Consider the following 19,870-nt stretch of genomic DNA (forward strand, 5'->3'; position numbering starts at 1 on the left):
TGGGCGCAGACCGCACAGGCGGTGTGCTCAGCTCCAACCGCCTGGCTGCAATTCCGGGTCCGAAAGAAGCGTGACCATGTCGAGCACAGAAATAGCCGCAGGCGGAGGAGGCAGTTCCAGAACCATTTCCTGCGTCACCAGGGCGCAGCGACAGTGGCCCAGCCGGCCCGGAGCCGGGGGCGGTGGCCGCCAGCGCTCCCCGCCGGGCAGCACATCCTTGCGCAGCCCGCCCACGCCCAGCAAGGCATCCACCTCCACCAGGAGTTCCAACTGCGGCGCATCCGGATCAGGCCCCTGCAGTGCCACCACCAGCCGTGTGTGCCGGCTCTGGTCCCCTTCGGTGGTCTCGGATGAGGTTTCTCCTGCCCGGCCAAGCAGTTGCGCCAGGTCATTCACCGCCAGAATGCGGCCTTCCCAAAGCATGACCCCCAGAATGAACGATGGCGTACCCGGCAGGGGCAGCACATGCGCCTCATGCCCGGCCCCGAGCACATGCCGCACATCCACAGCAAAGTACTCTTCGCCCAGCCGAAAAAAAAGCGCCATCTGCGTCGTATCGTCCGTCAGCGTATGCGGCTGCAGGTCATCCGGCATTCCGGAACGCGCAAGCTCTCGGGCACGCCGGGCGAGCACGGCATCGGCATTGGAAGTGAGCAGGCAAAGTGTGGCAGACATGCGGATGCACTATTCCATGAAAAGGACCTGTTCCACAAGCTCTCTGAGCCGGCCGGCCGTAAGCCCCTCCGTGCCGGGCGCCGGAGCATCCGGCGACATATCCCGCAGTTGCTCCAGAAGCACCCGCCCATGGGTGGCCACAGCCGGCGCATTGCCGGCCTCGCGCTCCAGGCAGAGCAGCAGATACCGCGTGGCCAGCAGCCCGGGATCGAGATACAGCGCCCGCCGCCAGGCCTTGCGCGCCGCATCCGGCTCGCCCGCGGCGGCGCGGATGACGCCATCCAGATGATGCAAGGCAGGGGTCATGGACGCCTCCGCCAGGGCCAGCTCCACCCAGCGCCGCGCTTCTTCCAGACATCCGGCATCAGCCAGACGGCTGGCCTGGGCTGCGGCCTGGGAAATGCGTTCCTGTAAGGGCAGGGCCTGCGTTTCCGACGCACCGCGCACACCTGTCGGCATGGTTTGGGACGGTGCGGCAGGTGCCGGCGCGCCCTCCGCCAGGAAGCAGACGGACGCCGGCGCCCCAGGCCTGCCCTCCTCCGGCCCTGATTCCGGTGATGACGCCATGGGCATAGGTGCAGTGCCCGGCCGCGCAGCTGGCTGCGAAGGGTGGGCCGAGAGCCCGTACCGGTCGGTGCCGGTGCCCTCTTTTTGAAACAACAGCGTGCTTTCGAGGCGGACTGGGGCCAACAGCCCCAAATCCAGCACATGCGCTGCCTCAGCCGGGGCCGTGACCAGCCAGCCGCCCTGGAACAGCCGCTCGGCAAAGCGGCCGGTGACGGCGCGCATGCCCTCTTTGGTAAAGTACAACAGGACATTGCGGCACAGGATAAGATCGAGATCCCGATACGGCTCGATTGGCCAGCTCGCATGCGCCAGATTCAATTGCTCAAAGCGGACCATCTTGCGAATGGCCGGGGCGATGCGCCTGAGGCCGCCCGGCTCCTCCACAAAATACTCCAGCAACCAATCCGGCGCACCGCGAAAGGACCAAGGCCGGTAGCCGCCTTCTCTGGCTTTATGCAAAAAACGCGGATTCAGGTCCGTGGCCAGGAGCAGATTCTCCCGTCCCTTCCGCCATAGCCCGGCCCGGTGCAGCATCATGGCCAGGGTGTACGGCTCCTCCCCGGTGCAGCAGCCGGCGCTCCAGATGCGCAGGCCGCGCCCCTGGCTCTCGGCGCGTTCAGCCAGGCCGGGGAGCACATGGGATTCCAACATGGACAGGGTGCGCATTTCCCTGAAAAAATACGTCTCCCCCACCGCCAGATGATCCGCTAGCACGTCCCACTGGGCCGGGGTGAGGGTGTCGGCCACCACAGCCGCGGCAAAAGGCTGCAGCTCCAGTCCCAGATCTGCCGCCGCGGCGCCCAGACGGCGTTCAAAGTCCAGCTGCCGCTCTGTCAGGTAAGCCATGCCCGTGTGGTCGGCGATCTTTTTGGCGACCTGCCGATACAGCACCGGCGCAAGCTGGCAGCGAGGCGATGCGGGACGTGGCTTTGAGGAATTCTCCTGTACTCGCGGCATGGATTTCCGCTACCATACGCGCCTGCCAAAAGCCAGCCGAAACAGCTACCTGCGCCGGGAATTCCCTCCTTTTTATGCGGACAAACAGCCACCCCGGCTCTTCTCCCGGATCAGCTGTTCTCCGCCTGCGTCCCGGCCATGGCCGCGTCCAGCATTTCCTCTTCTTCCGGAAGGAAAAAGCGGTCGGGATCATGCAGCATGACCATTTCCTCTCCCAGTCGGGCCACCCCGGCCACCAGCTCCAGCCCGGGCCACAAGGTGGTGCAATCCTCGATACTTGGCATGCTGCCGGTCCACTCGAAAACCTCCCCCGTGCCATCCACCTGCATGGCCATGCGCCGGCGCGGCGTCCGCAGCACCACCAGCTGCTGATACGGCAGGATGCGCACCAAAGGCAGGTCGAAACGGCGGCGCGGGTCCACCACCGGCACGAACTCCCCGGCAATATCGATGATCCCCCGCACTACCTCCGGCGCACCGGGCAGTGGCGTGACGGCCACCATTCTGGCCACCCGCTCCACCATGTCCAGCGGCACGGCAAAAGTACGCTCATCCAGGGTGAACGGCAGACACTGCAACAGCTTGGCAGAATTGGCAGACTTCATGACGAGGACTCGCTGTCCGCGGTGTCGCGGCGTTTGGCAAGGCCGAACCGGGAAATTTTGTACTGCAAGGTGCGCCGGCTGATGCCCAGGGCCTGGGCCGTACGTTCACGGTGACCGCCGTGTGCGTCCAGGGCCTTGACGATGGCTTCGCGCTCCGCTTCCTCCAACAGGGCCGGAGAAATAGCCGCCGGACCGGTCATGGGGTCGCCAGAGCGCGCCGAGCGAAACCCCATGCTCTCCTTGGCCTCAAGCACCCGCGGGGGCAACTGCGCCGGCTGGAGCGTCTCTGCCCCGGAAAGGATAAGCGCCCGCTCCAGCACGTTCTCCAGTTCCCGGACATTGCCGGGCCAGGGGTAATAACGCAACGCATCCAGAAACAGTCCGGAGACGGCCGGCGCAGCCCGGCGGTTTTTTCTGGCCAGTTTGTCCAGCAGATGGCTGGTGAGCAGGGGGAGATCCTCCAGCCGGTCCCGCAGGGCCGGTGCGGTGATTTCCAGGATGTTCAGCCGAAAATACAAATCCTCGCGGAACGATCCTTCAGCGATGGCCTGATTGAGATCCTTGTTGGTGGCGGCCAGCACCCGCACATCCACGGGCACGGGTTTGACCGCGCCGAGGGGTTCCACCACCCGTTCCTGCAAGGCGCGCAGGAGCTTGGCCTGCAGGGTCAGGGGCAGTTCGCCGATTTCGTCCAGAAAGAGCGTGCCGCCTTCCGCCAGGGCAAACCGGCCGGGCTTGTCCTTCATGGCTCCGGTGAAGGCGCCCTTCTTGTAGCCGAAGAGTTCGCTTTCCAGCAGCTGTTCCGGGAGGGCGGCGCAGTTGATCTTGATCAGCGGCATGCCCGCCCGGTGGCTGGCTGCGTGCAGGGCCTCGGCAATCAGCTCCTTGCCCGTGCCGGATTCGCCCAGAATGAGGATGGTGGCCTCGCTGGGGCCGGCCCTGGCGATGAGTTCCTGCACCTCGCGCATGGCCGGACTCTCACCCACCAGGGGGCGGGCAACCCCTTCGGCCAGGCCCTCCAGGCTCCCCAGCGCCCCACGGGCCAGAACGGCGCTTTCCTGGAGCAAGCGACCGTATTCATGCGCTTTTTCCAGGGTGGAGAGCAGTTCCTCATTGTCCGCAGGCTTGGTCAGAAAGTCGTAAGCGCCGCGTTTCATGGCTTCCACGGCCAAATCCACACTGCCATAAGCCGTGAGCATGACCACGGGCAACTCCGGGCGGATTCGCTGCAGGGCCTGCAGGGTCTCCCGGCCGTCCATGCCGGGCATGCGCATATCCAGGAGCACCACGCCGGCGCGTTCGTTCGCCGCCTCGTCGCGCAGCAGGGTCAGGCCTTCCTCGCCGTTGCCAGCCTCGACCACCTTCCAGCCGGCGTCTTCCATGATGGCCCGGACCATCAGCCGGTGGCCGGGTTCGTCGTCGATGATACACAACCGCTTCATGCCGCGGGCTCCCTTGCGTCGTTGCGGCCAGCGTGTTCAGGGGAAGGGCTGGGGAACACCAGCCGCACCATGACGCCCTGGCCGGTCGGGGGGGTGTCGATGCGGGCGCTGCCGCCGTGTTCACGCATGGTTTTCTCCACGATGGCCAGGCCCAGCCCGGCCCCCTTGGGTTTGGAGGTGTAGAACGGGTCAAAGGCGTGACGGCGGTCCAGCTCGCTCATGCCCGGCCCATTATCCTGGACCCAGACCTCCACACCGCGGCCCTCGGTATTTTCCTGAATCGCAGCGCCCAGGCACACGGCGGGCGTGCCGGCCATCCGCTCCGGCCGCATGGCCTGCAGGCTGTTCAGGATGAGATTCAACAGGCACTGCTTGATGGCGTCCGCATCGGCATAGCACAGGGTGGTCTGGAAATCAGTGGAAAAGGAGCCCCCCACGGCGGCCACATCCTGCTCCACCAGCTGGGCCAGCTCCTCGCCCAGGGCGGGGAGATCGACCATGGTGGGCGAGAGCACCCGGGGCCGGGCCAGGTTCAGCAGATCCCCCACCACACGGTTGAGGCGGTCGGCCTCGCTGACCATGGTGTTGGCGTACTGCTCCTCTGGCTGCCTGCCAGCCAGCTTTTTGGCAAAGAACTGGGCAAATCCACGCAACGCGCTCAAGGGATTGCGAATCTCATGCGCCACGCCGGCAGCCAGCACGCCCACCGTGGCCAGCCGCCGGGCGTCCGAGAGACGTTCTTCCAGCTTTTTCAGCTCGGTGCGGTCCCGGAGCAGAACCAGCCGCTCTCCGGACGCGCCCTGTCCCTCAGGCGCATCCGCCGTCTCCGCCGGGTCATCCATGGGCAGGGAGAGGACTTCCATGAACAGATCCCCGCTCTGCTGCTGCCGCCAGATGACCGGCAAGGGGGCGTTGTGCTGGCCAGATGGAGCTTGCGGGCCTGGCTGGATCCCGGCCAGGGGGGCGTGGGTCGCATCCGCCAGCAAGGCGGCCGCCCTGGGCCCGAGGCTCAAGGTGTTGCGCCCGACCAGCGCGCCCTCCTCCACCTCCAGCAACACATGCGCTGCGGGGTTGGCTGCCAGGACGGCGCCGTGGCCGTCGAGGTGCACGAGACCATCGGGAAGATGGTCCAGCAGCCGGGACTGGAGCCGTTCCAGGGTCACGGTTTTGCGGGCCAGCTCGCGGCGGTTGAGCAGGACCACCCCCAGCACCCAGACCCCGGCCGCAGCCAGGAAAATCAAACCGGACTGCAGCAGCGCGGCGCGCATGAAGCTGCGGTAGGTGGCCAGATGCGGGGACATGTCCAGCCCGACCAGCAGAAACCGGCGATCCCTTGGCGGACGCAGGGACAGCGCCCGCGCACCTTCAGGGGGGGGCTGTGGCGGCAGGCCATCGTCAAGGCGGTCTTGCGGGTTCAAATGACGCTCCAGGCGCTCCCGCAACGGCCCTGGCCCCATGTCCCGCCCGTAGACGAAGAGTTGCAGATCGCCGGCCGGCTGCACGCCCTTGAACTCACCCTCCTCGACGATGCGCTCCAGGGCCTCTTCCGGAAGCCGGAAGCGGCGGGCATCTTCATCAAAAACAGGGGCAAAGAGCCGTTCGCCATCCGGGGAGTAAACGCCCAGAAAATGCACGCCGTTATCGTTGCGAAATTCTTGCAGTAGAGCGGCCGCGCCGGGGATGAGCTGCAATTCCCCTTCCTGGAGCGGCCGGCGGCGCAGGGCCACGGCCAGGGCAGCATGCACGGAACGGGCAGCCAGCAGGAGATGACTGTCCAGGGACTGCCGCTGCTGCCGCAGGGCCTGCAGACTGGAGGCGGCCAGGACCAGGGCGATGAGCAACAGGGTGGCCAGGGCCAGCAGCAGCGGGCCTTTGTTTTTGGCGGGGAGGAACTGCATGGGTGAACTGGTAGCAACTTTCCGGCCAAACCGCGAGGGGGGTGGCCACTGCTGCGCCGCACCGCCCACCGGCTTCCCTTGCCGAGCTGGGACGCCCCCTGACGGGTTTCTAAACCCAGCAGCCTGTGCAATCAGATGCACATTGTTGTGCAACGCCATAACTAGCTGACATTTTTGAACTTACTAAATCTGTCTATGTGGAAACCCTGGCGAGAAACCCGCGATGCATAGGTAGTGGTGCACTACTCAATAGTGATTCTGAAATCAACGTAACAAAGTACATTCCTTGGATACCGTAATATTTTTTTTGCTCATCATTCACTTTTACTAAACTACGTCTGACGCATGAGACTGCAATTGTAGATTTGCAAAACATTTTTTCAAACCTGTCCAGTATCATCACACCATCATAGTTTATACCAATACTACTCGCCACATTTGACATGAATCGAGTTTATGCTAATCTTATTGAGTTATAGACAGGCCATGCCACATGGCGCGATTTTGCTGCACCGGTATTGCATTCGTAGCTTCCGGTGCTGCGTGGCTCTTTTATTCACTGCTATCCTGGTGCATTGCGCGCCCCGAGACGCTCCCGGCCTGCCCCGTTTTTTTCTTCGCGCCCAGGCACGCCGAACGCGTTTCCCGAGACGACACCATGCACAAGTTGCACATCGAACACGTGTTCAAGGTCTTCGGGCACCACCCCGAACGGGCCCTCGCCCTGCTCAAGCAGGGCGCGTCCAAGGACGAGGTCTTCCAGAAAACCCGCTGCGCAGTTGGCGTCCGAGACGCCTGCTTTCATGTGGATGCCGGCGAGATTGTCGTGGTCATGGGCCTTTCCGGCTCCGGCAAATCCACCCTCCTGCGCTGTCTCAACCGGCTCATCGAGCCCACCTCCGGCCGCATCTTCATTGACGGCGAAGACATCACCGGTCTGGACCGCGAGGCCCTGCGCCGGATGCGCCTGGCCAAGCTGGGCATGGTCTTCCAGCATTTTGCGCTCTTCCCGCACCGCACCGTGCGCCAGAACGCCGAATACGGCCTGGAAATACAAGGCATTGCCCCGGCCAGACGCCGCGATCTGGCCCAGACCGCCCTGGAGCAGGTGGGCCTGGGCGCCTATGGCGATTCCCTGCCCCGCCAGCTTTCCGGCGGCATGCAGCAGCGCGTCGGGCTGGCCCGGGCCCTGGCCCTCAACCCGGACATCCTGCTCATGGACGAGGCCTTCAGCGCCCTGGACCCCCTCATCCGGCGCGACATGCAGGATGAACTGATCACCCTGCAGAAAGCCATGCAGAAGACCATCGTCTTCGTCAGTCATGACCTTGATGAAGCCCTCAAACTTGGCGACCGCATCGTGCTGATGAAGGACGGCGCCATCGTCCAGGTGGGGACGCCGGAAGACATCCTGACCAATCCCTCCAACGAATACGTGGAGCGGTTTGTGGAAGGAGTGGACATCACCAAGGTGCTTACCGCCGAAAGCGTGATGAAACGTACCGAAGCCCTGGCCTACATCCACCACGATGGCCCGCGCAGCTGCCTGCGCAAGATGCGCCAGAGCGGGCTCTCCAACCTCTTTGTCCTGGACAGGGAACACCGGCTGGTGGGCGTGGTCAAGGCCGAGGACTGTGTGCGGCTGGTGGAGGAAGGCAAGAAGGACCTGGGCGAGATCATCTGCCTGGACTGCAAGCGCGTGCACCTGAACACCCCGGCCACGGAACTGATCCAGATCATCTACAACCTGCCCTACCCCCTGGCCGTGGTGGATGAGGACCAGCGGCTCAAGGGCGTCATCGTCCGGGGCACGCTGTTGGGGGCCATGGCTGAACGCGGGAGGGCCGCATGAGCTGGAGACTGCCGCTTGGCGATGGCATCGAACACCTGCTGGACTGGTTTGCCACCCATTGTGCCTTTGCCACCAAAGCCTTTTCCGTGGTGGCCGGCCAGGCCCTCAGCTGGCTGGAACTCGGCCTCTTGTGGCTGCCACCCTGGGCCTTTCTGCTGCTGGCCACGGCGGGCATCTGGCGGCTCACCAGAAACCCCCGGCTGGCCCTGGCCTCGGCCGCGGGCATGGCGCTCATCTGGAACCTCGGCCTCTGGGCAGCCATGATCTCCACCCTGGCCCTGGTCAGCGTGGCCACCTGCCTGGCCATTGGCCTGGGGGTGCCCCTGGGCATTGCCGCGGCCATGTACCAGACGGCCAACAAGAGCATCATGCCTGTCCTCGACATGATGCAGACCATGCCCGCCTTTGTCTATCTCATCCCGGCCATTCCCTTTTTCGGCCTGGGAAAGGTGGCGGCCATTTTCTCCACGGTGATCTTTTCCATGCCGCCAGCCATCCGGCTGACCTGCCTGGGCATTCAGCAAACGCCCAAGGAGCTGGTGGAATGCGCCGAGGCCTTCGGCTCCACCCGCTGGCAAAAGCTCGTCAAACTCCAACTGCCCCTGGCCGCGCCCACCATCATGGCCGGCGTGAACCAGACCGTGATGCTGGCCCTTTCCATGGTGGTCATTGCAGCCATGATCGGCGCCAAGGGCCTGGGCGGCGAGGTCTGGAAGGCCATCCAGCGCCTGGAGATGGGCGCGGGCTTCGAGGCCGGGCTGTGCATCGTCATCGTGGCCGTGATTCTGGATCGCATCCTTCAGCGCGTGGGCCGCAAAACCCAGCCCTGATGGCCCGGGTTCAAGAAAACCTCACGGCTGCGCAGATTTTTTTATCCACTCGAAAAACACAGGAGAACGCATGCAACGTATTGCCTTTACGCTGCTCGTGGCCGCCCTGGCCCTGACACTGTCCTTCCCCGCACCGGCCAAGGCGGCCGGCAAGGGGGCCGTCAATCTGGTCTATGTGGAATGGTCTTCCGAAGTGGCCTCCACCAACGTGGCCAAGGCCCTGCTGGAGCAGGCCGGCTATACCGTGGAGATCACCCCGGTCAGCGCCGCCGCCATGTGGCAGGCCCTGGCGACGGATGAATCCGTGGACGGCCTTGTTGCCGCCTGGCTGCCCACCACCCACGGCCACTACCTGGACAAGGTCAAGGACAAGGTCGAAGATCTCGGCCCCAACCTCACGGGCACGCGCATCGGCCTCGTCGTCCCGGAGTATGTGACCATCGACTCCATTGACCAGCTCAACGCCAATGCCGACAAGTTCAAGGGCCAGATCGTGGGCATCGATCCCGGCGCGGGGCTGATGTCCAAAACCGAAGCCGCCATCAAGGACTACAAGCTCGACAAGCTGACCCTGATGGAAGGCTCCGGCGCCACCATGACCGCCGCCCTGGCCGATGCCGAAAAGAACAAGCAGTGGGTGGTGGTCACCGGCTGGACCCCCCATTGGATGTTCGCCAAATGGAAGCTGAAGTACCTGAAGGATCCCAAGAACATCTTTGGTGGCGACGAGTTCATCCACACCATCGTGCGCAAGGATCTGAAGAAGGACAAGCCCGAGGTCCACGCCATCCTGGACCGCTTCGAATGGACTGCCGACGACATGGCCGCCGTGATGATTGCCATCGAAGACGGCATGGCCCCGGACGCTGCCGCCAGGAAGTGGCTCGGCGAGCACCCGGACAAGGTCAAGGCCTGGCTGGGCAAGTAAGAAGCAGGCTTTCGGGGGAATACCGTTCTGAAGAAAGGTTCTTCCCCCACCCCTCTTTCACAAGATTTTTCTTAGTGAAAGCAGTTGGGTAAAGAATAACGACACGGCCCGACGCGAGACGCTGGCAGGGCCGCAGCCCCCTTGTTCTCTTTGGATGGGGGGCTCGGGGGGAAACCTTTCTTGAAGAAAGGTTTCCCCCCGAAAACAATCGTCGCCTCGCCCCTCAGCTGGCCAGCAGCCTGTCCGCGTTGTTCCAGTAGCGTTCCAGGGTGGCGTCGTCCACGCCGGCCCGCTGCTGCAGCGCCTCCATGGACTCCACGGGGTCGAAGAGCGGGTAATCGCTGCCAAAGAGCAGGCGCTCGGGGTCGTGCTTGCGCAGGATCGTTTCCAGCGTCTCCTGCCGGATGAAGGGCATGGACGAGGATGTGTCGAACCAGACGTCCCGGCCGGCCAGATATTCCGCCGCCACATCCCACTGCCGGTATCCGCCCAGATGCGCGGCCACCACGCGGGCCTTGGGGAACATGTCCAGAATCTTGGCCATCTTGATGGGGCAGGACGGGTTCTTCTCCGGCGGCAGCACGTCCCCCACGTGGAACATCCAGATAAAGTCCTGGCTGGCTTCCAGCAACGGGTGCAGCTTGGGATCGTCCATCCAGAAGCCTTGGAATTCCGGATGATATTTCAGGCCCTTCACCCCTGCCTCCCGCAGTCGGTCCAGTTCGCCTTCCCAGCCTGGCGCATAGGGATGCAGGGTGCCGAAGGCGCAGATCTGCGGGTAGGTGGTCTGCAGATGGATGGCAAAGTCGTTGGCCGGGGCCATCTGGGCCGGCACCGTGGCGGCGCACAGGGCCACCACCTGCTCGATACCGGCGGCCTCGGCGCGGGCCAGGAGATCATCCACCGTGCCATCGCCCGAAGGCCTGGCGCCGTAATGATGATGCAACTGCTCGCAAACCTTGGACGCAATCTTGGGATGAAAGGCGTGGGTATGAAAATCGGTACGCATGCCGCGTGGCCTACACCCGGTTGATTGGCGAGTCAATCAACTGGGAGTTTGTGCGGCCTAATGCGCAGGACAACGCATACACAGGCCGGTTGCTGTCCGCTACTTGCGCAAGGAATCGAACCAGTTTTTCTGGTCCTTGCTGCCGAAGAGGAAGGTGCCGCGCCCCCACGTTCTGGTCCGCCGCAGGCGTAACGATTGCGCCACCCCGTCAATCGGCCAATGGAGAGAGGTATTGTCGCGCACACCCAAGCGAGCTGCCCACTCGGGCCTTGACGCACATATCGAGACTATCTATTCTATATTAGAAATCTCTCAAGGTAATTCAATCGATTGCTTTCCTGGAGGACATCATGGCCACTGCGCGCATCACCATCTATGGCAAGGCTGGGTGACCGTACACGGAAAATGCCCGTGCGGCCTATCAGGACCATCAGTACATAGACGTCAAGGCGGATCCCAGGCATCTTTCCAAACTGCTGGATGTCACCAAGGGAGTCCGGCAGGTGCCCGTGATTGTGGATGGCGAGACCGTGACCATGGGCTTTGGGGGGACGTGAGGCGTGTAACTCCCACGCGGGACGTGGGCATCGCGCAGCAATAAGACAGCCGGCCGGCGCAACTCCGAGGGGAGGCGCCGGCCGGCTGTTTGGCGTTCTTGCAACACGTCTTCCGGGGCGGGCCGGGGTTAGATCACTTTTTCCGGCGGCCGGCGTTCGGGGACGTACTGCTTTTCGATCTTGTCCTCGTTCCAGGCCTTGGAGACGTACAGCCAGCAGAAGCAGGCGCCGTAGTCCCGCACGTCTGGCTCGCGGTACACGCAGGGGCAGATGATGTCCTTGTCCTTTTCATAGTCGCCGGAGGCCAGACGGCAGGGGCAGCTCATGTAGCCGTAGGTCTTTTTGTTCTCCAGCAGGCTGTTCATCAAGGCCAGGGTCATTTCCTTGTCATTGTTGAAATAGAAGCCCTTGGGCTCCTGCAGCTTGCGCAGGGTTTCGTAGAGATTTTCCGGCGTCATATCCCGAGCGCCTCCTTGAGTTCATCGCGTTTGAACCCGATGATCACCCGCTGCCCGTCATCCAGGAGAATGGTGGGAAAGGAGCAGGCGGCGTTGTGGGCCTTGATCAGCTCAATGGTCGCCTTGCGTTCGTCGCCTTCCAGCTTGTCCACATAGATGAAATCATATTCCACGCCATTGTCTTCCAAAAACTTCTTGGCATTTTTGCAGTGGATGCAGGTGGACAAGGCGTAAAGCATGACCTTGGGTTGCATGGCAATGCCTTCCTTCTGGATTCAGGTTGCAGCCGGAGTGCTGCGGTCGCGACCAAAATGCCGATTCGGTGACTGTGTAGCGCAGATCCGCGCGGCTGACAAACCCTCTCTCCGCACCTTTCCGGGAAAAGCACCACCACTGGCCGCCACAACATCCTCCCCACCCTACTGCCGCGCGCCGTTGCCCACGCTGCGCTCCAGGCGCTGGGCCAGCAGGGAAAGCGGGTACGTCAGCAGCAGATAGAGCACGGCCAGGGGCAGATACGCCTCAAAGGTTTTGTAGGTGGTGGCATTGACCACTTCCGAGGCCTTGGTCAGCTCCCGCACGGCAATGACCGAGAGCAGGGAGGAATCCTTGATGAGGGAGACGAACTGCCCTGTTACCGGCGGGATGATCCGGCGGAAGGCCTGCGGGAAGATCACGTGGCGCATGGCCTGATCATAGCGCATGCCTGTGGAGCGGGCGGCTTCCCACTGCCCGGCATCGATGGACTCCACCCCGGCGCGGACCATTTCCGCAATGTAGGCCCCGGAAAAGCAGGCCAGGCAGACCGTGCCGATCACCAGGGCATTTTGCAAGTGAATGACCGCCGCCAGGCAGAAGTAGAAGATGTAAATCTGCACCAGTAGGGGCGTGCCGCGGAAGCAGGCCACGTACAATGCGGCCACCTCCTGCAGCAAGAGGCTCGGCCAGACCCGGGCCAGGCCGGCGGCAATGCCGACGACCAGACCCAGGCAGATGGCCGCAAGGGACACCACCACCGTGTACACCATCCCCTGCATGTACAGGGACCGGTACCGCCAGGGCACTTCCCAATTCCAGGTATATTCGATGCCGCCCAGGAGCTGCCACAACCCGATAAGCAGGGCCGCGGCCAGCAGAGCGCGCACCAGCAGGCGCTTGTGCAATGGTTTCACGTGGCAGGTCCGCAGTCCCGGTTAGTTTGCAGGCTTGGGCAGATCGGCAAAGTATTTCTCAAACAGCGCCTCATAGCGGCCGTCCGCCTTGATGGTCTGCAGGAACCTGTTGGTCCAGCTCCAGAAGTCGAAATCGCCTTTGCGCATGGCAATGGAATATGGCTCATACGTGAAGGGCTTGAGCAGGGCCTTGGTGGCGCCGGCGTTCTGCTTCTGGTGCTTGTTGATGGAAATCTGGTCATAAAAGAAGGCGTCGGCATTGCCGGTGACCACTTCGCGCACGCAGGCGGTCTCGTCCTTGAAGCGCCGGATTTCGGCCTCAGGGAACAGGGCCGCGGCCTTCAGATCCGCCGTGGTGCCGGTCTTGAGCGCCAGGACCTTGCCCTTGGCGTTCAGCTGTTTGACGTCCGTGACCTCGGGGGATTTCTTGGTGGAGACCAGGGCGCACAGGCCGGTCACGAAATAAGGGTCCGAAAAGGTGATGGACTTGGCCCGTTCCAGGGTGCCGGTCATGCCGGAGATGACCATGTCCACCTGCCCGCCCTGGAGCGCCGGGATAAGGCCCGTCCACTCCATGTCCTTGATTTCCAGCGTCACGCCCAGCTCCTGGGCCATGAGCGTGGCGATTTCCACATCAAATCCCGTGGGCTTGCCCTGCTCGTCGGCAAATTCAAAGGGCCAGAACTCCACTTCCATGCCCACCCGCAGCGTGCCGCGCTGGACAACCTGATTGAGGGTGGATTGCGTAAAAATATCAAATGGCTTTGCCGATTGCGCAAAAGCTGCCGAAGAGAAGATCATCGTCAACAGGCAGCTCCATAGGGAAAACAATCGAATGCGTCGCATGGTCGACTCCTGAAGAAAAAAGGGATTGAGATGTTCGACCTATGCACGTTTTTTTCAAAGGGGACAACCTCTTTTGAAAAAGCGGCCCCTCTTCACGCGGCTCTCTCCTTACTCCGGCAAGGCAAACTGCGCCGTCAGCACCACGGTGGTTCCCTGGGCAACACCGCGACGGAGCACCACATCGCCGCCCATGGCCCGGGCCAGCCTGCGCGCCAGGGCCAGCCCCAGCCCCACCCCGGCATGCTTGCGGGCCAGGGTGGCATCCCCTTGGAAAAATGGCGTAAAGAGCTTGTCTTCCAGGTCTTTCGGAATGCCTGGGCCGGTGTCTGCCACCGTGACCTGCAGGCAGCACACGGCGCCTTCACCTTTGAGGAAACGCCGGAATCTGGGGAACGGACAGGCGCGCACTTCGAGCAACAGCCGTACGCTGCCGGTTTCCGTAAACTTCACCGCATTGTCCAGCAACTGGGAAACCGCCACCGCCAGCATGTTCATATCGCCCGCAAGCACCGGCGGCACCCCGGGGGCTACCTCCATTGTCAGCGTCAGCCCTTTGGCCCGGGCCAGGGGCAGAAACTCATGCCGCAGCATGCCAAGGCAATCGTCCAGCGAAAACGGCTCACCCAGGCCGGTCTTGCGCTCTCGCACATCCAGACGAGCGTATTCCAGCATGAAGGTGAACAGTCGCAACAGTCGCTGTGTGGATTGGCGGGTGGTCTGCAGGTACTCGCGCTGGGTGTCGGATTCGGCCTCTGCCAGGGCCAGGTCCGTCAGGCCGAGAATCCCGTTGAGGGGCGTGCGCAGCTCGTGGTTCATGGCGGCGAGGAAATCACTTTTGGCCCGCACGGCTTCCAGGGCTGCCCGCCGGCCGCGCAGCAGCAGCCAGGATCCTGCCACCAGGCCCACTCCTCCCGCCAGCCAGATGATCAGAAACCAGCGCAGCATGCTGTCGATGGCCTTGCCGGCCGCTCCGCTGGACAGCGCTGCCGGCAGGGAGATGCGCACCACGCCGCAGCGCTCGTTCGGGGCGCAGTGGTGTGGATGACAGGGGCTGCAACTGGCATCCGCAACTAACGGAGCCATGTAGCGGAAGCAGAGTGTGCCGTTATCCTGGGCTACCATCCCCCAGTGTTCCCCGGCACCGGCAGTCAGGCGCGCAAGGGCCTCTCGGTCCCAGGCATCAGGCGAATGCCGGGAGTTGGCGCCATGGCCTGGCCCTGTCTCCTCTGTTCCGTAAATAACCACGTTGTGACCGGCATTCCTGGCCTGGGCCAGCGCGGAGAGCTGGCGGGCCATGGTCGGGGGATCCACCAGCACCAGCGCGCGCCCGTCCGGCAACGCAACATGGCCATCCGCAGGCATGTGCTGGCTTGCCGCGGGAGGCAGTGACACATACACGCCGCCATGGCCGGCATTCCAGGCCAGGGCCAGCGTGACCTGCTCGAACAGGGCACGCCCCTCTTGCAGGAGCATGTCCATGCCGGCTTGCCGCTGCACATGAGCCAACTGATGAGAGGCCAGGGCAATGCCCAGCGTCCAGGCCAGTAAGATTCCCGCTGGGACCAGCACGTCTCGCCTTGTCATGTCCCCCCTCGCCCCGGTCAATGTGCCCAGAGCCGGCACTGCGCCGGCCATCTGAGCGGATACCATACCGGGCGAGCGGTTGTCATTATAAAGGACACTGAGACATTATGTGGTGCGAAGTTCCTCTTCGGTGATGATCTGGAAGGCCTTGTTGGCCTTCACCGACCCACAGATGCCATGATATTTGAGCACGCCTTCCACCTCGGCTTCCAGCAGATCGTCGGTATCGGTATCCAGCATGATGATATCGCCCTCGGCCAGATTCATCAGCTGGCGGCCGGAAAGCTTGGAGCGGCCAAAGCGCACCACCATCTCCACGCTGGTTTCCATGAGCCGCTCCCGCAGACGGGAGACCCAGGCGTGGTCCACTTCCAGGCGTTCCGTCTGAAAGCTGGCGTGCAGCTTGGAACGGATGGGCTCCACTGTGGCGTACGGCAGGCACATGACCATGGAGCCGATGGCGTTTTCCAGTTCCACTTCAAAGGTGATGACCACGACCACATCCGAAGGCGGCACGATGGCGGCAAACTGGGGGTTGATCTCGCTGCGCACCAGCTCCAGGTGCACCTCGTGCACGGGGCGCCAGCTTTCTTCCATGTTTTCCAGGGCAATCTTGATGACGCGGTCGATGATGGCCTGTTCGATGCGGGTGAACTCCCGGCCTTCAATCTTGGGCTGAGAGCCCGCACCGCCGAAGAAATTCTCCACCAGGGCAAAGACCAGCCGGGAGTCCACCACCATGATGGCGTTGCCCCGCAGGGGCTCCATCTTGAAGATATTGATGGAGGTGGGCACGGGCAGGGAGCGCATGAAGTCCCCGAACTTGGTCATATCGATGGAGATGGGGTTCAACTCCACGCGTTTGCGCACGGAGTTGGAGAGCGCGTTGGTGCACAGGCGGGCGAAGCGGTCGTTGACGATTTCCAGAACCGGCATGCGGCCGCTGATGATGCGGTCCTGGTTGGCCAAATCAAAGGGCACGATGCCGGAGTCATCCTCCACCACATCGGATTCTACTTCGATCTCCCCGCCGGAGAGCCCCCGCAACAAAATATCGACTTCGTCCTGGGCAAGAATCTTGCTCATGCTCGTCCCTCTTGATGCCTGCTGTTCCTTAACCCCAATGCCGTGGCCGTCTGGCGGCCCCAGTGCGCATTCCAGTGCGTATATCTGCGCGCATGTCAGTCACACATCGCATCCAACCGACCTTCCTGACCACGCGGGAAACGTTTTGCTGCTGCATTGTGCGGAACGTCCTGTCCGCCTATCTCAATTCATCACCTGCTGCAATGCAGCCCCGCCCTGCTCTCCCGCAACTTCCGGCACCGTCAGGAGCCCGAATTCCGTGCGCAATCGTTCCAGGGCCGCCTGTTCCCGGTCCAGATACCGGCCCTGATCCAACAGGGTAGGCTGCCCCGTGGGCGGCACGTCGTGGTAGGCGTATGGCGAGATATCAAAATGGGCACAGTGGTGTCCGCGCAGATGCAATTCCCGGAACCACTGGCAGCCGACATCCAGAATCTGCTTGCCCACATTCACAATGGCCCCGAAGGGGGTCACCCTGCCCTGGGGAATGGTCAGCCGCCGGGCCAGCTTCATGTTCACCAGTGCGCACCACTCGTTCACCCGGCACTCGGGCAAGGGCCAGGGCTGTTGCACAAACATGGTATGCCAGCGCGGCAGCTGGTAGGCGCGCTTCACGCTGCCGGGCGGCGGGTCCGTGCGCTTGTACAGATCGGCAAGCTCCCGAAACGAGGGGCGGTATTCCATGTGGCGCGTGGAATCACACAGTCCGGCAAAGGCTGCCGGGCAGTACCAGCACTGCCCCACATGGCCGATGGCCGCGTGGTCCCCGATGGCGTTGAGCATGGCCCCGATGACATCGCCGTGAAAGGTGATGTCATTGTGGATAATCAGGATGTGCTCCTTGTCCGTCATCTCCCAGCCGTATTGATAGCGGATGGAATGGCGGTAGGCCGTTTCCTGCAGTTTCTCCGGCTCCAGGGCAAAGCAGTAGTGCCATTGCGGCGGGATGAAGTGGACGATTTTATGGCGCAGAGCTTCCAGGATATAGCCGTGACGGCCCATATCCGCGTCCACCTGGCGCGTGGCGGTATTTTCTTCCACAAAATAGATGGTGTCGATGTGTTGTCCGCATTCGCGCTCCAGTGTGAGCAGGGCCAGCGCCGTTTGATACGGCTTGCCGCACACATTGATGAGCACATCGACCTTGCCAGCATTGCCCGTCATGATTCCGTCCTTGCTATCCACCCGAACACATCGCCTGACACACGGAACGGCCCGGTTACAGCCAGCTTCCGGCCAGCTTCCGGCCCGTATCAGGCCAGGACCAGCGCCTTCCTGGTCCGCGTCAACGCCCCGTACGTCTGACTCATTCTAGCAAGATTCGAACCAGCAAAAACTGCCTCCCTCACGCCGCCTGCAACGCCTGCCACCAGCTCCAGGCCACCAGGAGCAGGCTTCCCCACCCCAACGCCACGGCCCAGGGCAGCCTGCGCAGCCGCTGGCCTCCGGCATGCACCACCGCCCCAAGCCCCACCCCGGCCAGAAACCCGAACAGATGTGCCAGCAGGTCCGTGCGCGACGCCCCTTCCTGTCCGCCCGTGCCAAAAAAGCTGAGCATGATGATCCCGGCCGCCAGCGGCCCGAAGACGCGAATCCAGGCCATCATCGGCCGTTCGTGGGCTCTGATCGAGGCCTCCAGCGAATGCAGTGCCAGGGTGCGGAACATGGTCAGCGCGCCAAGCAGGCCGAACACCGCCGTGGAGGCGCCCAGGCTCAGATGCATCCCGCCATGGAACCCACCATGGAACCAGGCGTTGCAGGCATTGCCCAGCACCCCGGAGAGGATCGTGGCGCAAAGGGCCACGCCCAGGCCCAGTTCCCGCGCAGACAGGACCAGAAACACCCCACCCAGGCAGGCATTCGCGCCCAGGTGCTCGGCATCGGCGTGCAGGGTCAGGGCGGTGGCGGCCCGGTACCACTCCCCATACATCAGCATCCGCCGGGCATCCGCCGCGCCGAGATGCACCCATTGCCCATGCTCGGCCGGCAGGCCCGTCCAGGCGCTGCCCGCACCGGTGCTCAATCCGTGCAGGCAGATCAGCCCCAGCACCACGGCCAGGGCCCCCGGCACGGCCCAGGGAGAGGGATCGGCCAGCACCATCGGCCGGCCACTGCGGTTTTCCCGCTCAAAGGCCAAAATCTCGTCTCGAGCCCGGTCTGCCTCCGGCTCCAGCACCTCCAGGCTCCAGTCCAGCGCGGCATCCTCGGACGGAGCCGTCCGGTCCCGTAGCCGATAGTCCACTCCGCGCGCCTCCAGTACCAACGTCCAGAGACGCACACTTTCGCGCAAGGGGCGCTGCGCCGTGGCGTGCTCCAGCACGGCGGGCAGGATATCCACATACGGCACAGGCCGGGAGGGCGCAGGAGGAGGTGCTGCGGAAGTACGACGCGAGGCCTCGCGAGGCAACCGCCGGGAACGAAGAGGACGCAACAGCAACGGCATGCCTGGGCGCAGCTTGTCTAGTGTTGCGTCCTTTAAAATGATCCGCACAGAATAGACGCAACACCGGGCCGCTGGCACAGCGGCCCCGGAGCAGCATGCTCCGTGAGTCAGCCGAAATCCGCACATCTCGGCTGACGATCTTCCACGAAATCTGATGACATTCTGATCACCTTATTTCGTGGACATCACACTAGACGTCGATGTCGTAAGGCGGCGGTTCCGTCGGACGGCCACCCGGCCCGCCACGAAACACCCGAATCTGCCCGCGCTCCACGGCGCGCTGGTACCACCGAAGCACCAGACCCAGCAGCAGGGCCCGCGTGGGCGGCGCCAGCAGGGCAATGCCCAGCAGATCGGAAAGAAAGCCCGGCGTGATCAACAGCACCCCGGCCGCCAGGATGCACGCGCCATCCAGCAGCTCCCCGGCAGGCATGATCCCCTGCTGCATCTGTTGCCGAATGCGCATGACCACCCCCGCGCCTTCCCGACGGGCCAGCCAGGCACCGGCCACACCCGTGCCAATGACGATGGCCACCGTAGGCAGCACGCCGATCGCCGAGCCGATCTTGATCAACAGATACAATTCCAGCGCCGGGACCAGCGTGAACAGCAGGAACAATCGCATGAGCATGGCAGCCTCCCGGTTCAAGTTCCCGGTTCCAAGTTCCAGGACTTCGAGGGGAGACGCAATAAAAAAGGGGCCAGATGGCCCCCATTTTGTCGCGTCTCGCGAAAAAAGTCGCCCTTAGGCCTGGGTGGCAGGACCGGGCTTGGCAACCACGCCGGTACGCAGGCACTGGGTGCACACGCACACCTTGCGGACCTTGCCAGGGCCGAGCACCGCACGGACCTGCTGCAGATTGGGCATGAACCGACGACGGCTCTTGTTGTTGGCATGGCTCACGTTGTTGCCCGTGGCAGGACCCTTGCCGCAGTATTCGCACACCTTGCTCATGTATCT

General features: G+C 63.3%; 19 protein-coding genes. 3 read left to right on the forward strand and 16 right to left on the reverse strand.

Annotated features, from left to right (window positions below; genetic code table 11):
• Positions 1 to 27: 27 nt before the first annotated feature.
• From ACYQ00_RS00865 to ACYQ00_RS00885, 5 genes are all read right to left on the reverse strand, one after another.
• Positions 28 to 675, reverse strand: coding sequence for a chemotaxis protein CheW (locus tag ACYQ00_RS00865; protein WP_460030344.1), 648 nt, complete (start codon positions 673 to 675; stop codon positions 28 to 30).
• 9 nt (positions 676 to 684) lie between these two features.
• On the reverse strand, positions 685 to 2,199 hold the full coding sequence (locus tag ACYQ00_RS00870) for a CheR family methyltransferase (protein WP_460030345.1): 1,515 nt from the start codon (positions 2,197 to 2,199) through the stop codon (positions 685 to 687).
• Positions 2,200 to 2,309: 110 nt separating this feature from the next.
• Positions 2,310 to 2,804: a chemotaxis protein CheW gene (locus tag ACYQ00_RS00875; RefSeq protein WP_460030346.1), complete on the reverse strand. Its 495-nt coding sequence runs from the start codon at positions 2,802 to 2,804 to the stop codon at positions 2,310 to 2,312.
• On the reverse strand, positions 2,801 to 4,246 hold the full coding sequence (locus ACYQ00_RS00880; RefSeq protein WP_460030347.1) for a sigma-54-dependent transcriptional regulator: 1,446 nt from the start codon (positions 4,244 to 4,246) through the stop codon (positions 2,801 to 2,803). The genes ACYQ00_RS00875 and ACYQ00_RS00880 overlap by 4 nt, the downstream gene beginning before the upstream one ends.
• Complete coding sequence (locus ACYQ00_RS00885; protein ID WP_460030348.1) at positions 4,243 to 6,144, reverse strand: two-component system sensor histidine kinase NtrB; 1,902 nt, start codon at positions 6,142 to 6,144, stop codon at positions 4,243 to 4,245. The genes ACYQ00_RS00880 and ACYQ00_RS00885 overlap by 4 nt, the downstream gene beginning before the upstream one ends.
• Positions 6,145 to 6,802: 658 nt before the next feature.
• Between ACYQ00_RS00885 and ACYQ00_RS00890 the strand changes: the two genes are divergently transcribed.
• The 3 genes from ACYQ00_RS00890 (at position 6,803) to ACYQ00_RS00900 (ending at position 9,754) form a co-directional block, all read left to right on the forward strand.
• Positions 6,803 to 7,996, forward strand: a complete 1,194-nt coding sequence (locus ACYQ00_RS00890; RefSeq protein WP_460030349.1) for a quaternary amine ABC transporter ATP-binding protein — start codon at positions 6,803 to 6,805, stop codon at positions 7,994 to 7,996.
• A complete protein-coding gene (locus ACYQ00_RS00895; RefSeq protein ID WP_460030350.1) occupies positions 7,993 to 8,826 on the forward strand; it encodes an ABC transporter permease in 834 nt (277 codons plus the stop codon). Before ACYQ00_RS00890 ends, ACYQ00_RS00895 begins: the two co-directional genes overlap by 4 nt.
• Positions 8,827 to 8,896: 70 nt before the next feature.
• A complete protein-coding gene (locus ACYQ00_RS00900; RefSeq protein WP_460030351.1) occupies positions 8,897 to 9,754 on the forward strand; it encodes a glycine betaine ABC transporter substrate-binding protein in 858 nt (285 codons plus the stop codon).
• Between the two features lie 223 nt (positions 9,755 to 9,977).
• On the opposite strand, the gene ACYQ00_RS00905 is transcribed toward ACYQ00_RS00900, so the two are convergent.
• From ACYQ00_RS00905 to rpmB, 11 genes are all read right to left on the reverse strand, one after another.
• A complete protein-coding gene (locus ACYQ00_RS00905; protein ID WP_460030352.1) occupies positions 9,978 to 10,763 on the reverse strand; it encodes an amidohydrolase family protein in 786 nt (261 codons plus the stop codon).
• A 685-nt stretch (positions 10,764 to 11,448) separates the two neighbouring features.
• Positions 11,449 to 11,778: a ferredoxin-thioredoxin reductase catalytic domain-containing protein gene (locus ACYQ00_RS00910; RefSeq protein WP_460030353.1), complete on the reverse strand. Its 330-nt coding sequence runs from the start codon at positions 11,776 to 11,778 to the stop codon at positions 11,449 to 11,451.
• Positions 11,775 to 12,032: a glutaredoxin family protein gene (locus ACYQ00_RS00915; RefSeq protein WP_460030354.1), complete on the reverse strand. Its 258-nt coding sequence runs from the start codon at positions 12,030 to 12,032 to the stop codon at positions 11,775 to 11,777. The genes ACYQ00_RS00910 and ACYQ00_RS00915 overlap by 4 nt, the downstream gene beginning before the upstream one ends.
• A gap of 165 nt (positions 12,033 to 12,197) precedes the next feature.
• A complete protein-coding gene (locus tag ACYQ00_RS00920) occupies positions 12,198 to 12,950 on the reverse strand; it encodes an amino acid ABC transporter permease (protein ID WP_460030355.1) in 753 nt (250 codons plus the stop codon).
• Positions 12,951 to 12,971: 21 nt separating this feature from the next.
• The gene (locus ACYQ00_RS00925; protein WP_460030356.1) at positions 12,972 to 13,796 is read right to left on the reverse strand and encodes a transporter substrate-binding domain-containing protein; all 825 of its coding nucleotides are present in this window, start codon (positions 13,794 to 13,796) and stop codon (positions 12,972 to 12,974) included.
• Positions 13,797 to 13,904: 108 nt separating this feature from the next.
• Positions 13,905 to 15,380 (reverse strand): ATP-binding protein, encoded by a 1,476-nt coding sequence (locus ACYQ00_RS00930; RefSeq protein ID WP_460030357.1) that lies wholly within the window; start codon positions 15,378 to 15,380, stop codon positions 13,905 to 13,907.
• Between the two features lie 105 nt (positions 15,381 to 15,485).
• Positions 15,486 to 16,466, reverse strand: a complete 981-nt coding sequence (fliM, locus tag ACYQ00_RS00935) for a flagellar motor switch protein FliM (RefSeq protein ID WP_460030358.1) — start codon at positions 16,464 to 16,466, stop codon at positions 15,486 to 15,488.
• Positions 16,467 to 16,649: 183 nt separating this feature from the next.
• Complete coding sequence (locus tag ACYQ00_RS00940) at positions 16,650 to 17,630, reverse strand: death domain-containing protein (RefSeq protein WP_460030359.1); 981 nt, start codon at positions 17,628 to 17,630, stop codon at positions 16,650 to 16,652.
• Between the two features lie 181 nt (positions 17,631 to 17,811).
• Positions 17,812 to 18,909, reverse strand: coding sequence for a rhomboid family intramembrane serine protease (locus ACYQ00_RS00945; protein WP_460030360.1), 1,098 nt, complete (start codon positions 18,907 to 18,909; stop codon positions 17,812 to 17,814).
• A gap of 190 nt (positions 18,910 to 19,099) precedes the next feature.
• A complete protein-coding gene (locus ACYQ00_RS00950) occupies positions 19,100 to 19,540 on the reverse strand; it encodes an FxsA family protein (protein WP_460030361.1) in 441 nt (146 codons plus the stop codon).
• Between the two features lie 114 nt (positions 19,541 to 19,654).
• Positions 19,655 to 19,864: a 50S ribosomal protein L28 gene (gene rpmB / locus ACYQ00_RS00955; protein ID WP_460030362.1), complete on the reverse strand. Its 210-nt coding sequence runs from the start codon at positions 19,862 to 19,864 to the stop codon at positions 19,655 to 19,657.
• Between the last annotated feature and the right edge of the window lie 6 nt (positions 19,865 to 19,870).

The sequence above is a fragment of the Megalodesulfovibrio paquesii genome (assembly GCF_054653055.1).

Coding starts and splice junctions, on each gene's coding strand:
- ACYQ00_RS00940 (WP_460030359.1), bottom strand. CDS start 17,630: ATGACGGGCAATGCTGGCAAGGTCGATGTGCTCATCAATGTGTGCGGC.
- ACYQ00_RS00890 (WP_460030349.1), top strand. CDS start 6,803: ATGCACAAGTTGCACATCGAACACGTGTTCAAGGTCTTCGGGCACCAC.
- ACYQ00_RS00895 (WP_460030350.1), top strand. CDS start 7,993: ATGAGCTGGAGACTGCCGCTTGGCGATGGCATCGAACACCTGCTGGAC.
- ACYQ00_RS00870 (WP_460030345.1), bottom strand. CDS start 2,199: ATGCCGCGAGTACAGGAGAATTCCTCAAAGCCACGTCCCGCATCGCCT.
- ACYQ00_RS00905 (WP_460030352.1), bottom strand. CDS start 10,763: ATGCGTACCGATTTTCATACCCACGCCTTTCATCCCAAGATTGCGTCC.
- ACYQ00_RS00950 (WP_460030361.1), bottom strand. CDS start 19,540: ATGCTCATGCGATTGTTCCTGCTGTTCACGCTGGTCCCGGCGCTGGAA.
- ACYQ00_RS00925 (WP_460030356.1), bottom strand. CDS start 13,796: ATGCGACGCATTCGATTGTTTTCCCTATGGAGCTGCCTGTTGACGATG.
- ACYQ00_RS00900 (WP_460030351.1), top strand. CDS start 8,897: ATGCAACGTATTGCCTTTACGCTGCTCGTGGCCGCCCTGGCCCTGACA.
- rpmB (WP_460030362.1), bottom strand. CDS start 19,864: ATGAGCAAGGTGTGCGAATACTGCGGCAAGGGTCCTGCCACGGGCAAC.
- ACYQ00_RS00875 (WP_460030346.1), bottom strand. CDS start 2,804: ATGAAGTCTGCCAATTCTGCCAAGCTGTTGCAGTGTCTGCCGTTCACC.
- ACYQ00_RS00885 (WP_460030348.1), bottom strand. CDS start 6,144: ATGCAGTTCCTCCCCGCCAAAAACAAAGGCCCGCTGCTGCTGGCCCTG.
- ACYQ00_RS00930 (WP_460030357.1), bottom strand. CDS start 15,380: ATGACAAGGCGAGACGTGCTGGTCCCAGCGGGAATCTTACTGGCCTGG.
- fliM (WP_460030358.1), bottom strand. CDS start 16,466: ATGAGCAAGATTCTTGCCCAGGACGAAGTCGATATTTTGTTGCGGGGG.
- ACYQ00_RS00945 (WP_460030360.1), bottom strand. CDS start 18,909: ATGCCGTTGCTGTTGCGTCCTCTTCGTTCCCGGCGGTTGCCTCGCGAG.
- ACYQ00_RS00880 (WP_460030347.1), bottom strand. CDS start 4,246: ATGAAGCGGTTGTGTATCATCGACGACGAACCCGGCCACCGGCTGATG.
- ACYQ00_RS00865 (WP_460030344.1), bottom strand. CDS start 675: ATGTCTGCCACACTTTGCCTGCTCACTTCCAATGCCGATGCCGTGCTC.
- ACYQ00_RS00915 (WP_460030354.1), bottom strand. CDS start 12,032: ATGCAACCCAAGGTCATGCTTTACGCCTTGTCCACCTGCATCCACTGC.
- ACYQ00_RS00910 (WP_460030353.1), bottom strand. CDS start 11,778: ATGACGCCGGAAAATCTCTACGAAACCCTGCGCAAGCTGCAGGAGCCC.